General features: G+C 71.2%; 11 protein-coding genes. 9 read left to right on the top strand and 2 right to left on the bottom strand.

Annotated elements, in window-relative coordinates:
• The first annotated feature begins 101 nt into the window (after window positions 1–101).
• Entirely contained in the window at window positions 102–1,280 is a 1,179-nt protein-coding gene (locus NI26_RS10035) for a mechanosensitive ion channel family protein (protein ID WP_066654941.1), read from the top strand.
• 142 nt (window positions 1,281–1,422) lie between these two features.
• Here the strand turns inward: NI26_RS10035 and NI26_RS10030 are convergent, their stop codons facing one another.
• Window positions 1,423–1,614: a hypothetical protein gene (locus NI26_RS10030; protein ID WP_058728987.1), complete on the bottom strand. Its 192-nt coding sequence runs from the start codon at window positions 1,612–1,614 to the stop codon at window positions 1,423–1,425.
• A 93-nt stretch (window positions 1,615–1,707) separates the two neighbouring features.
• On the opposite strand from NI26_RS10030, the gene NI26_RS10025 reads away from it, so the two are divergent.
• On the top strand, window positions 1,708–2,859 hold the full coding sequence (locus NI26_RS10025) for an SLC13 family permease (RefSeq protein WP_066654936.1): 1,152 nt from the start codon (window positions 1,708–1,710) through the stop codon (window positions 2,857–2,859).
• A gap of 9 nt (window positions 2,860–2,868) precedes the next feature.
• Here the strand turns inward: NI26_RS10025 and NI26_RS10020 are convergent, their stop codons facing one another.
• Window positions 2,869–3,843, bottom strand: a complete 975-nt coding sequence (locus NI26_RS10020; protein ID WP_066654931.1) for a magnesium transporter CorA family protein — start codon at window positions 3,841–3,843, stop codon at window positions 2,869–2,871.
• Between the two features lie 107 nt (window positions 3,844–3,950).
• Here NI26_RS10020 and otsA point away from each other — a divergent pair, with 107 nt between their 5' ends.
• From otsA to NI26_RS09985, 7 genes are all read left to right on the top strand, one after another.
• On the top strand, window positions 3,951–5,537 hold the full coding sequence (gene otsA / locus NI26_RS10015; RefSeq protein ID WP_066654929.1) for an alpha,alpha-trehalose-phosphate synthase (UDP-forming): 1,587 nt from the start codon (window positions 3,951–3,953) through the stop codon (window positions 5,535–5,537).
• Window positions 5,530–6,312 carry a trehalose-phosphatase gene (gene otsB / locus NI26_RS10010; protein ID WP_066654927.1) on the top strand — a complete coding sequence of 261 codons (783 nt, stop codon included), beginning with the start codon at window positions 5,530–5,532 and terminating at the stop codon, window positions 6,310–6,312. Before otsA ends, otsB begins: the two co-directional genes overlap by 8 nt.
• A gap of 72 nt (window positions 6,313–6,384) precedes the next feature.
• Window positions 6,385–8,079, top strand: a complete 1,695-nt coding sequence (gene ilvD, locus NI26_RS10005; RefSeq protein ID WP_066654925.1) for a dihydroxy-acid dehydratase — start codon at window positions 6,385–6,387, stop codon at window positions 8,077–8,079.
• Window positions 8,080–8,124: 45 nt separating this feature from the next.
• Window positions 8,125–9,945, top strand: coding sequence for an acetolactate synthase large subunit (locus NI26_RS10000; protein WP_066654924.1), 1,821 nt, complete (start codon window positions 8,125–8,127; stop codon window positions 9,943–9,945).
• Window positions 9,942–10,442, top strand: a complete 501-nt coding sequence (ilvN, locus tag NI26_RS09995) for an acetolactate synthase small subunit (protein WP_066654921.1) — start codon at window positions 9,942–9,944, stop codon at window positions 10,440–10,442. Before NI26_RS10000 ends, ilvN begins: the two co-directional genes overlap by 4 nt.
• A gap of 96 nt (window positions 10,443–10,538) precedes the next feature.
• Window positions 10,539–11,564, top strand: coding sequence for a ketol-acid reductoisomerase (ilvC, locus tag NI26_RS09990; protein ID WP_066654919.1), 1,026 nt, complete (start codon window positions 10,539–10,541; stop codon window positions 11,562–11,564).
• Window positions 11,565–11,804: 240 nt separating this feature from the next.
• Window positions 11,805–12,995, top strand: coding sequence for a mannitol-1-phosphate 5-dehydrogenase (locus NI26_RS09985; protein ID WP_066654917.1), 1,191 nt, complete (start codon window positions 11,805–11,807; stop codon window positions 12,993–12,995).
• The last annotated feature ends 4 nt before the right edge of the window (window positions 12,996–12,999 follow it).

Here is a 12,999-nt window from a genome sequence, read left to right as displayed (position 1 = left end):
ATGCGTGGACGGCCCGGGGTGGAACGGGAGCCCACCCTGAACGACACCACAGGTGTGCCGACGCTGAACGCCCACCGACGCCGGTCCGACAGCATGGACGGATGGACACCCTCCTCCGACTCCTCGTCGCGATCGGGATCGCCCTGCTCGTGACGGCCGCCGCAGCGCTCGTCCTGCACCTCGTGCTCCGGACCATCGCCCGCCGGGAACGCTGGGCCGCGGTCCTGTCCCGGCGCACCAAGCACCCCGCGCGGTCGATCCTGCTCATCGCGCTGCTCTGGACGGCCTTCACGACGAGCATCCCGCACGACGAGGACACCTACCCGTGGCGCGACGAGGTCTCGCACGCCTTCCTCATCGCCACCATCGCCGTCGGCTGCTGGCTGGCGTGCCAGATCGCCATCTTCCTCGAGGACCTCGGCCTGCACCGCTACCGCGTCGACGTCCCGGACAACCGGGTGGCACGGCGCATCCGCACCCAGGTCCTCATCATCCGCCGACTCACGGTCGCCGTGCTCGTCATCATCGCGGTCGGCGCGATCCTGCTGACCTTCCCCGGGGTCGAGGCAGCGGGCGCGAGCGTCCTGGCCTCGGCCGGACTCATCTCCGTCGTCGCGGGTCTCGCGGCGCAGTCCACCCTCGGCAACGTGTTCGCCGGCATGCAGCTCGCGTTCTCCGGGTCGATCCGCGTCGACGACGTCGTCGTGGTCGAGCAGCAGTGGGGGCGCATCGAGGAGATCACCCTGACCTACGTCGTCGTGCACCTGTGGGACGACCGCCGGTTCGTGCTCCCGTCGACCTACTTCACGTCCACGCCGTTCGAGAACTGGACCCGCACCGGCAGCGAGCTGCTGGGCGCGGTCGAGTTCGACCTCGACTGGCGGATCAGTCCGACCGAGATGCGCGGGGAGCTCGACCGCATCCTGTCGACCTCGACGATCTGGGACGGTCGGACCAAGGTGCTCCAGGTCACCGACGCGGTGAGCGGGCTCGTGCGGGTCCGCATCCTGGTGTCCGCTCCGGACGCCGGCGGCCTGTTCGACCTGCGCTGCTACGTCCGCGAGGAGATGGTCGAGTGGGTGCAGCGCGAGCACCCCGACGCCCTGCCCCGTCAGCGGGTGCAGGTCACGCAGGGCACCGAGCGCGTCGGCGAGCGCCGCGCCCGCACCGAGGAGCAGGACGCTGCGCTCTTCCGCGAGGGCGACGAGCGCACCGCGCTGTTCACCGGTCCGATCCAGACGTCCGACATCCGTCCGGACGAGGTCCCGCCCGAGCGCTGACCGCACGCCCTGACAGCCTGCGCTGACCGCACGGGCGTCCGCAGGTCGCGACGCCACGGGACGACGGACGGGAGGCGCGGTACCGGTGGGTACCGCGCCTCCCGTCCGTCGTCCGGTCACCGTCGTGACCGCGACGTGCGTCCTAGCGCTGGCGCGCCTTGACGGCTCGGTCGTCCTCGACGACCGTGCCGAGCGCGACGATCGTCGTCGCGAGCCACGCGATCCACGTGAGGGCCAGGCGCCAGTCGCGCGGCCCCTGCCGGGTGGTCTGCACGACGCTGTAGCCGCTGATGATCGAACTCCACACCGCACCGCTGAACATGAACTTCCGCACGGGTTCCTCCTCCTGGTCGTCCCCGCCACGCTACCGGCCGCTACATTGGAGCGCCGCCGGTCGCCCTGCCGGTCCGCAGAGCGAGGAGACACCGTGCGCCAGGCCGTCATCGGGGGAGTGCTGCTCGTCGTGGGCGCCGTCTGCGTCGCGCTCGGGCTGCTGCCCCTCTCGGACCTCGGCGCGCTGGCCGACCGGGTCGTCCCGGTGCTCGCGTTCGTGCTCGGGCTGACGATCGTGTCGGAGCTCGCGGCCGACGCCGGGGTCTTCGACCGGCTCGCCGACCTGGCGGCCCGGGTCGGCGGCGGGCGCACGATCGGCCTCTGGGCGGCCGTCGTCGTGCTCGCGGTGGTCTGCACGGTCTTCCTGAGCATCGACACCACGGCGGTGCTCCTCACCCCGATCGTCATCACGCTCGCGCGTCGCGTCGGGCTGCCGCCGATGCCCTTCGCGCTCACGACCGTGTGGCTCGCCAACACGGCGTCGCTCCTGCTGCCGGTGTCGAACCTGACGAACCTGCTCGCCGTCGACGGGATCGGCCTCGACGGCCCGATCCCGTTCGCCGGCCTCATGGTGTGGGCGGCGCTCGCCGGGGTCGTCGTGCCGTGCGCGGTGCTCCTCGTGGTGTTCCGCGGGAAGCTCTTCGGCCGGTACACGCCGGTCGACGTGCGACGGCCGCGCGACCCGCTGTTCTTCTGGGCGGCCTCGGTGGTGCTCGTCCTGCTCGTGGTCGCGCTGACCGCCGGCGTGACGGTCTGGGTCGCGGCGCTCGTCGCGGCGGCGCTGCTCGTCGTCGTCGCCGCGTTCCGCGCGCCGTCCGAGCTCCGGCCGTCCCGCGTCCCCTGGGCGACGCTCGTCTTCGCGGCCGGGCTGTTCGTCGTCGTCGAGACCCTGCACGCCACGGGGCTCACCGACCCGATCGTGCAGGCGCTGTCCGGTGGCACCGACACCGGGTCGCTCCTGCTGCTCGGCGGTGCCGGCGGGGTCGCGGCGAACGCGATCGACAACCTGCCCGCGTACCTGGTGCTCGAGCCGGCCGCCGGCCACGAGGCGCTGCGCTACGCGGCGCTCCTGGTCGGCGTGAACGCGGGGTGCCTCATCACGCCGTGGGCCTCGCTCGCGACGCTGCTGTGGCACGCACGGCTGTCGGCCGAGGGCGTGCACCTGTCGTGGGGACGCTACATGGCGCTGGGGTGCGTGGTCGCGCCGCTCACCGTCGTCGCCGGTGTGCTCGCGCTGCAGCTCTGAGGCGGCCGGCTACAGCCAGTCCTTGCTCTTGAACACGCGGTAGAGCACGAGCGACGTCGCGACGATCAGCGACACCGACGCGGCCAGTCCGCTCCAGTGCCCCTCCCCGGGGAACGTCACGTTCTGCCCGAAGAACCCGGTGATGGCGGTCGGGATCGCGATGATCGCCGCCCAGCTCGTCACCTTCTTCATCACGGTGTTCTGCCGGTTCGACGCCAGGTTCAGGTTCGTGTCGAGGACGCTCGACACCGCGTCGCGGAGCTGCTCGACCGAGTCCGCGATCGTCACGAGGTGGTCCTCGACGTCACGGAGGTACGGGCGGATGCCGTCGGCGATCGTCTCGGCGTCGCCGTGCAGCAGGGACCCGACGCTGTCGCGCGTGGGCACGACCTGCCGCCGGAGCACGCCGAGCGCCTTCCGCAGCCGGAAGGACCGGCGCTGGACCTGCTGCTCGCGCGGGTCCCCGTGCTCGAACAGGTCGTCCTCGAGGTCGTCGATGCGTGCCTCGATGTCCTCGACGGCCTTCGTGGCGTGGTCGACGACGGCGTCGAGGAGTCCCCAGACGAGCCAGGGCACCCCGCGGTCGGCCAGGTCGGCGTTCGCCTCCAGCCGCCGTTCGACGGCGCCGAGGTCGACGTCGGGGCCGTGGATGGTCACGAGCGCCCGGTGCGTGACGAAGGCCTTCACCTCGTGCGTGACGAGCTCGCCCTCGGCGTCGAGGCCGTCGACGTCGTAGACGACCAGGAACAGGCTGTCCCGGTAGCGGTCGAGCTTCGGCCGCTGCCCGTGCTCGAGGGCGTCCTCGACCGCGAGCGCGTGCACCCCGAGCTCGTCCTCGAGCTGGTCCAGGTCACCGGGGTCCGGGTCGACGTGGTCCACCCACACGAAGGTGCCGTCGTCGCGCTCCAGCAGGTCCGACACCCGTTCGACGGGGAAGTCCCGCTCCACCGCGGTGCCGTCCCGCCACGCCCGTGTCATGACCATGGCGACGAGCCTAGTGACGGCGCACCGAGAGCCGGCCGCCCCTCCGCTGGTACCGTCGGCCTCGATCCCGGCGCACCGGCCGGAGGGAACGGAGACACCAGCACCCCATGGCAGCAGACACCGACCCGGACCGCTACGCCTTCGTCGTCGCCTCGAACCGCCTCCCGGTGGACCGCGTCGTCGACGAGGACGGCAACGAGGGGTGGCGGCACTCGCCCGGCGGGCTGGTGACGGCGCTCGAACCGGTCATGCGCGCCAACGACGGCGCCTGGGTCGGGTGGGTCGGCCAGCCGGACGTCGAGGTCGCACCGTTCGACAACGAGGGCATCCACATCGTGCCGGTGCCGCTCAGCGCCGCCGACGTCGAGGAGTACTACGAGGGGTTCAGCAACGACACGCTGTGGCCGCTCTACCACGACGTCATCGAGCACCCGAGCTACCACCGCGACTGGTGGATCGCGTACCGACGCGTCAACGAGCGCTTCGCCGACCAGATCGCCGAGATCGTCGAGCAGGACGGCATCGTGTGGGTGCAGGACTACCAGCTGCAGCTCCTGCCGGCGCTGCTGCGGGAGCGCCGCCCCGACCTGACGATCGGCTTCTTCAACCACATCCCGTTCCCACCGGTCGGCATCTACGCGCAGCTGCCCTGGCGCGCGCAGATCCTCGACGGGCTGCTCGGTGCCGACGTGATCGGCTTCCAGCGCCAGGACGACGCGAGCGACTTCCTCCGCGCGGTCCGGCACATCAAGGGCTACACCACCAAGGGGTCGACCATCGACGTCCCCGTGGACGACCCGGCGGCCCCGCGGAGCCGCAAGGGCATCACCGTGCGGCACGTCGAGGCACGGCACTTCCCGATCTCCATCGATGCCGAGAGCTTCGAGGAGATCGCCCACCGGCCCGAGGTGCAGGAGCGCGCGCGGGAGATCCGCGAGAGTCTCGGCAACCCGAAGACCGTGCTGCTCGGCGTCGACCGGCTCGACTACACGAAGGGCATCCGGCACCGGATCAAGGCGTTCGGCGAGCTCGTCGAGGACGGCCGGATCGCGGTCGAGGACGCCACGCTCGTGCAGGTCGCGAGCCCGAGCCGCGAGCGGGTCGACACCTACGCGACGCTGCGTGACGAGATCGAGCTCACCGTCGGCCGCATCAACGGCGACCTCGGGGTCATCGGCCACCAGCCGATCGCGTACCTGCACCACGGGTACCCGCGCGAGGAGATGGTGGCGCTCTACCTGGCCGCCGACATCATGCTCGTCACGGCCCTGCGCGACGGCATGAACCTGGTCGCGAAGGAGTACGTGGCCGCCCGGTTCGACAACGACGGCGTGCTCATCCTGTCCGAGTTCGCGGGTGCCGCCGACGAGCTCAAGCAGGCCGTCATCGTCAACCCGCACGACATCGGCGCGCTGAAGGACTCGATCCAGCGCGCCATCGAGATGCCCCGCCGCGAGCGCTCCACGCGCATGCGCGCGCTCCGCAAGCGCGTCCGCGACAACGACGTGGCCCGGTGGTCCCGCTCGTTCCTCGAGGCGCTCGACCGGCACGCCCCGCGCGGGTCGCGGATCGACCCGTCCGACGACGGCGGCGAGCGGCACCGCGAGGCGGAGGACGACGGGATGTCGATCTTCGACCAGGACGCGCAGAAGGCGCGTGCCGCCGAGGACACCCGGGAGGCACGCGGTGCCTGAGGTCTCCACCGACCCGGCCGTCCTGGCGGCGGCCCTCGAGACGCTCGCGGCTGCGCCGCGACTGCTCGTCGCCCTCGACTTCGACGGCACGCTCGCACCCTTCGCCGACGACCCCGCACGGGTCGGGGCGCTCCCCGGCTCCTGGGCCGCGGTGCTCACCCTGCAGCGCGCCCGCGACACCGAGGTCGTGCTCGTCTCCGGGCGTCCGCTCGAGGGGCTCGCCCGGGTGTCGCACGCACCCGACGGCATGGCGCTCGTCGGGTCGCACGGTGTCGAGTGGCGCGTGGACGGCCACGACGAGGCCGCGCTGAGCGACGACGAGCTCGCGCGGGTCGAACGGGTCGGCGCTGCCCTCGACGAGGTCGGTGCACGGTTCCCCGACGTCGTGATCGAGCACAAGCCGGCCGGCCACGGTGTGCACACCCGGCGGGCGAGCGTCGAGGACGCGGCCGCGGCGAACGCGGCGGCGCACGAGGCGGCGCACGCAGCAGACCCGGACGTGCTGGAGCGCGGCGGCAAGGACATCGTCGAGTTCGCCGTCCGGCACGTCACGAAGGGCGACGCGATCGATCGACTGCGCGGGCTCCGCGGCGCCGACGCGGTGTTCTTCGCCGGCGACGACGTCACCGACGAGGACGCCTTCCGGGTGCTCCGCGACGGCGACGTCGGCGTGAAGGTGGGGGAGGGCGACACGCTCGCCGCCCACCGCGTGGCCGACCCTGCGGCGCTCACCGACGTCCTGAAGCAGCTCGGACGCCTGCGCGCGACGCGCTGACGACCCGGCCCCGCGCCTCCCGTCCGCGCAACGGTGTCCGGGTGGTATCCCAACTGGTCCTAGACTGCCTCCATGCCTGACATCGACGTGAAGCCGCGCAGCCGGGTCGTCACCGACGGGATCGAAGCGACCACCTCGCGTGGCATGCTCCGCGCCGTCGGCATGGGCGACGCCGACTGGGACAAGCCGCAGATCGGGATCGCCTCGTCCTGGAACGAGATCACCCCCTGCAACCTCTCGCTCGACCGCCTCGCCCAGGGCGCGAAGGAGGGCGTGCACTCCGGCGGCGGGTACCCGCTGCAGTTCGGCACCATCTCCGTCTCCGACGGCATCTCGATGGGCCACGAGGGCATGCACTTCTCGCTCGTCTCCCGCGAGGTCATCGCCGACAGCGTCGAGACGGTCGTCAACGCCGAGCGCCTCGACGGCACCGTGCTGCTCGCCGGCTGCGACAAGTCGCTCCCCGGCATGCTCATGGCCGCCGCGCGCCTGGACCTCGCGAGCGTCTTCCTCTACGCGGGTTCGGTCATGCCGGGCTACGTGAAGCAGGCCGACGGCTCCTTCAAGGAGGTCACGATCATCGACTCCTTCGAGGGCGTCGGTGCGTGCAAGGCCGGCACCATGACCGAGGCCGAGCTCAAGGAGATCGAGTGCGCGATCGTCCCGGGCGAGGGCGCCTGCGGCGGGATGTACACCGCGAACACGATGGCGAGCGTGGCCGAGGCCCTCGGCATGTCGCTGCCCGGGTCCGCGGCCCCGCCGAGCGCCGACCGTCGCCGTGACTACTACGCCCACCGCTCCGGCGAGGCGGTCGTCAACATGCTGCGCCTCGGGCTCACCGCCCGCCAGATCCTGACGAAGGAGGCGTTCGAGAACGCCATCGCCGTCGCGATGGCGCTGGGAGGCTCGACCAACGTCGTGCTGCACCTGCTCGCGATCGCGCACGAGGCCGAGGTCGAGCTGAGCCTCGACGACTTCAACCGCATCGGCTCGAAGGTGCCGCACCTGGCGGACATGAAGCCGTTCGGCAAGTACGTCATGGTCGACGTCGACCGCAACGGCGGCATCCCGGTGATCATGAAGGCGCTGCTCGAGGCCGGTCTGCTGCACGGCGACGTCATGACCGTCACCGGCAAGACCCTCGCCGAGAACCTGGCCGAGATCGACCCGCCGGAGCTCGACGGCGAGGTCTTCCGGAAGCTCGACAACCCGATCCACACCACCGGTGGACTGACGATCCTCAAGGGCTCGTTCGCGCCCGAGGGTGCCGTCGTGAAGACCGCCGGCTTCGACGCCGCCGTGTTCGAGGGCCCGGCGCGGGTGTTCGACCGCGAACGCGCCGCCATGGACGCCCTGACCGAGGGACGGATCCAGAAGGGCGACGTGGTGGTCATCCGCTACGAGGGCCCGAAGGGCGGCCCCGGCATGCGCGAGATGCTCGCCATCACCGCTGCCATCAAGGGCGCGGGCCTGGGCAAGGATGTACTACTGTTGACGGACGGACGATTCTCAGGCGGCACAACCGGCCTGTGCATCGGCCACATCGCACCGGAAGCCGTGGACGCAGGTCCAGTGGCATTCGTGCGCGATGGCGACCGCATCCGTGTCGACATCGCGGCTCGCTCGCTCGACCTACTGGTCGACGACGCCGAGCTGGAGGCCCGCCGAGAAGGCTGGGCCCCGCTGCCCCCGCGCTACACCCGCGGAGTCCTCGCGAAGTTCGCGAAGCTCGTCCAGTCCGCCGCCAAGGGCGCGGTCACGGGCTAGCGTCGACACGTTCGAACCGCCATCCCTCCAGGCAAGGACCACCTCATGCCCACGGAAGCCACTCCGCTGTCCGCGGCCGCCGGTACGCGGCGGTCGCCCGAGATCCTGACCGGCTCGGGAGCCGTCCTGCGGACGCTCGAGCACCTCGGGATCACCGACGTCTTCGGCCTGCCCGGCGGCGCGATCATCCCGTTCTACGACGAGCTCATGGCGTCGACGACCATCCGCCACGTCCTCGTGCGCCACGAGCAGGGTGCCGGCCACGCCGCCGAGGGGTACGCCTCCTCGTCCGGCAAGGTCGGTGTCGCCATCGCGACGTCCGGTCCCGGTGCGACGAACCTCGTCACGGCGATCGCCGACGCCTACATGGACTCGGTGCCGTTCATCGCGATCACCGGGCAGGTGTTCTCGACCCTGATGGGCACCGACGCCTTCCAGGAGGCCGACATCGTCGGCATCACGATGCCGATCACGAAGCACTCGTTCCTCGTGACCGACCCGGCCGACGTGCCGGCGACGCTGGCCGCGGCCCACCAGATCGCCACGACGGGTCGCCCGGGCCCGGTGCTCGTCGACATCACGAAGGACGCCCAGCAGAAGTCGGCGCCGTACGTCTGGCCGCCGAAGATCGACCTGCCCGGCTACCGTCCGGTCACGAAGGCGCACGGCAAGCAGATCACGGCCGCGGCCCAGCTGCTGGCCGAGGCCGAGCGTCCGGTGCTGTACGTCGGCGGCGGCGTCGTCCGCTCCGGTGCGTCGGCCGAGCTCCTGCGCTTCGCCGAGGCCACCGGTGCGCCGGTCGTCACGACCCTCATGGCCCGTGGCGCCTTCCCGGACTCGCACCAGCAGCACCTCGGCATGCCGGGCATGCACGGCACGGTGCCCGCGGTGCTCGGCCTGCAGGAGAGCGACCTCATCGTCGCCCTCGGTGCGCGCTTCGACGACCGGGTGACGGGCAAGGCGGACGAGTTCGCGCCGCACGCCAAGGTCGTGCACGTCGACATCGACCCCGCGGAGATCTCGAAGATCCGCTTCGCCGACGTGCCGATCGTCGGCGACGCCCGCGAGGTCCTCGTCGACCTCCTCGACGCCTGGGAGGACGTCTCCGCCGACCGGGCGGACACGAGCGCCTGGTGGGCGAAGCTCGACCAGCTCCGGCAGGACTTCCCGCTCGGGTACGCGGAGCCGACCGACGGGCTGCTCGCGCCGCAGGCGATCATCAAGCGCATCGGTGAGCTCACCGGTCCCGAGGGCGTGTTCGCCTCCGGGGTCGGTCAGCACCAGATGTGGTCCGCGCAGTTCATCCGGTACGAGCGGCCGAACGCCTGGCTGAACTCGGGTGGCGCCGGCACCATGGGCTACTCGGTCCCCGCGGCGATGGGCGCGAAGGTCGCCCAACCGGACCGCGTGGTCTGGGCGATCGACGGCGACGGTTGCTTCCAGATGACGAACCAGGAGCTCGCGACCTGCGTCATCAACGACATCCCGATCAAGGTCGCGGTCATCAACAACTCCTCGCTCGGCATGGTGCGGCAGTGGCAGACGCTGTTCTACGACGGGCGACACTCCTTCACCGACCTGCAGACCGGTCACGGCACGCGCCGCGTCCCGGACTTCGTGAAGCTCGCCGACGCCTACGGTGCCCTCGGGATCCGCGTCGAGAAGGCGGACGAGGTCGACGCCGCCATCCAGCTCGCCCTCGAGACGAACGACCGCCCCGTGGTGATCGACTTCGTGGTCAGCCGCGACTCGATGGTCTGGCCCATGGTCCCGCAGGGGGTCAGCAACTCGTCCATCGAGTACGCCCAGGCCCTCGCCCCGACCTGGGACGACGAGGACGCCGACATGACGGGAGAAACCGCATGAGCCACGTCCTCTCCCTCCTCGTCGAGGACAAGCCCGGTCTGCTGACGCGCGTCGCGGGGCTGTTCGCCCGGCGCGGCTTCAACATCGAGTCGCTCGCCGTGGGCGGCACCGAGGTCGAGGGCCTGTCCCGGATCACGGTCGTCGTCGACGTCGAGGACCTGCCGCTGGAGCAGGTGACGAAGCAGCTCAACAAGCTCGTCAACGTCATCAAGATCGTCGAGCTCGACTTCTCGCAGTCGGTGCAGCGCGAGCACATGCTCGTGAAGGTCCGCGTCGACAACCAGACCCGCTCGGCCGTGCTCGAGGCCGTGAACCTCTTCCGCGCGCAGGTCGTCGACGTGGCGACCGACTCGCTCATCGTCGAGGTGACCGGCGACCCGGGCAAGATCCAGGCGATCCTCCGCGTCCTCGAGCCCTACGGCGTCAAGGAACTCGCCCGCGCCGGTCTGCTCGGCATGGGCCGTGGGCCGAAGAGCATCACCGACCGCGTGCGCTGAGCACACCCCGCTTCCGGGCGGGAGGCGCGGGGCGGTCCCGCCACGCGCCTCCCGTCCGCACACCACAAGCCACCAGAACCAAGGAGACACACCCTCGTGACTGACATCGTGTACGACGCCGACGCCGACCTGACGCTCATCCAGGGCAAGAAGGTCGCCGTCATCGGCTACGGCTCGCAGGGCCACGCCCACGCGCTCAACCTCCGTGACTCCGGCGTCGAGGTCGTCATCGGCCTCCAGGAGGGCTCGAAGAGCCGCGACAAGGCGACCGAGGCGGGCTTCGAGGTCCTCACCCCGGCCGAGGCGACGAAGAACGCCGACGTCGTCGTGATCCTCGCGCCGGACCAGGTGCAGCGCATCGTCTACGCCGAGGACATCGAGCCGAACCTGAAGGACGGCGCGACGCTCGTCTTCGGCCACGGCTTCAACATCCGCTACGGCTACATCGAGGCCCCCGAGGGCGTCGACGTCGCGCTCGTCGCGCCGAAGGGCCCGGGGCACACCGTCCGTCGCGAGTACGAGGCCGGCCGTGGTGTGCCCGTGATCGTCGCCGTCGAGGTCGACGCCTCCGGCAGCGCCTGGGACCTCGCCTGGTCGTACGCCAAGGCCATCGGCGGCCTGCGTTCCGGCGGCATCAAGACGACCTTCACCGAGGAGACCGAGACCGACCTGTTCGGTGAGCAGGCCGTCCTCTGCGGTGGCACGTCGCAGCTCATCCAGTACGGCTTCGAGACCCTGGTCGAGGCGGGCTACCAGCCGCAGATCGCCTACTTCGAGGTCCTGCACGAGCTCAAGCTCATCGTCGACCTCATCTGGGAGGGCGGCCTCACCAAGCAGCGCTGGTCGATCTCCGACACCGCCGAGTTCGGTGACTACGTCTCCGGCCCCCGCGTGATCTCGCCCGAGGTCAAGGAGAACATGAAGGCCGTGCTCTCCGACATCCAGGACGGCACCTTCGCCAAGCGCTTCATCGAGGACCAGGACGCCGGCGCGCCGGAGTTCAAGGAGCTCCGCGCGAAGGGCGAGGGCCACCCGATCGAGGCCACCGGCCGCGAGCTCCGCGCGCTGTTCGCGTGGAAGTCGAACGACGCCGACTACGTGGACGGCTCGGCCGCGCGGTAGTCTGCGGTCGACCACCCGACTCCCGAGGCGGCGGTGCGTTCGCACCGCCGCCTCGCGACGTGACCCGAACGACATGCACCTGTACCCCTCCAGCTCCAGCGCCAGCACCTGGCGCCCCCGTGGCGTCCCCGTACCCGGGCGCTCCGCTTCCGTGACCCGTCCTGCAGTGCTGCCGATGCCGCTCCGCGGCGTCGCGAGGAGTGGTCACGACCGGGTCCTCCGACGTGGGAGGATCATCGGATGGCGGTGACGAAGCGAGCGGTCCACATCGGCGCCGGCAAGATCGGGCGCGGGTTCGTGGGTCAGTTCCTGGTCGCGAGCGGTTACGAGCTCACCTTCGTCGACGTGGACGACCGCGTGGTCTCCGCGCTCAACGACGCCGGCCGCTTCGTGGTCCACGAGGTCGGCGAGCAGCCCGTCGAACACCTCGTGTACGGCTTCCGTGCACTCAGCAGCAAGACCGACCGTGAGCGCGTCGTCCAGGCGATCGCCGAGGCCGACGTCGTCACGACCGCCGTCGGTGCACGCACGCTGCCGCTCGTCGCCCCCGTCATCGCCGAGGGCCTCGCGGCACGGGCGCCCGAGCGCGGCGACGTCACGGTCGTGGCCTGCGAGAACGCCTTCAACGCGACGGACTCGCTGCACGCCAGCATCCGACGCGCCCCGATCCTCGAGGACCGTCACGTCGCGGCGGTCTTCGCGAACTGCGCGATCGACCGCATCGTCCCGGACCAGTCCGGGGTGCTCGGACAGTCCGGTGGTCTCGACGTCGTGCTCGAGCCGTTCTACGAGTGGGTCATCGAGCGCACCCCCTTCGCTCCGTCCGACGCCGAGCCGCCGCAGATCGACGGCGTCACCTGGGTCGACGACCTGCAGCCGTTCGTCGAGCGGAAGCTCTACACGGTGAACACCGCCCACGCGACCGCGGCGTACCACGGCTTCGTCCGCGGGATCCGACTCATCCGCGAGGCCCTCGAGGACCGCGAGGTCCGCGCCGAGGTCGACGGGGTCCTCGCCGAGACGACCGCGCTGCTGGTCGCCAAGCACGGGTTCGACCCGGCCGAGCACGCCCGCTACGTCGCTGCGAACCTCACCCGCATCGCGAACCCGCTCCTGCCGGACACCACGGCGCGTGTGGGGCGCAACCCGCTGCGGAAGCTCGGACGGCGTGAGCGCTTCATCGGCCCGGCGTCGCAGCTGGCCGAACGCGGGCTCCCGGTCGAGCACCTGCTCGGAGCGGTCCGGGTCGCCCTGGCGTTCGACGACGAGAACGACCCCGAGTCGATCGAGCTGCACGCCCTGCTCCGCTCCGGCGCGACGGCGCACGCACTCACCGAGATCCTGACCGGGCTCGTGGAGAGCCACCCGCTGTTCCCCGCGGTGCGCGACGTCGTCGCCGGGGTCCTCGCGACCCAGCCCGCCGACGTCTGAGCGA

This window comes from Curtobacterium sp. MR_MD2014 (assembly GCF_000772085.1).
Lineage (GTDB): Bacteria > Actinomycetota > Actinomycetes > Actinomycetales > Microbacteriaceae > Curtobacterium.
The sequence above is the reverse complement of the archived record's forward strand: the minus strand, read 5'-3'. Positions and strand labels throughout refer to the sequence as shown.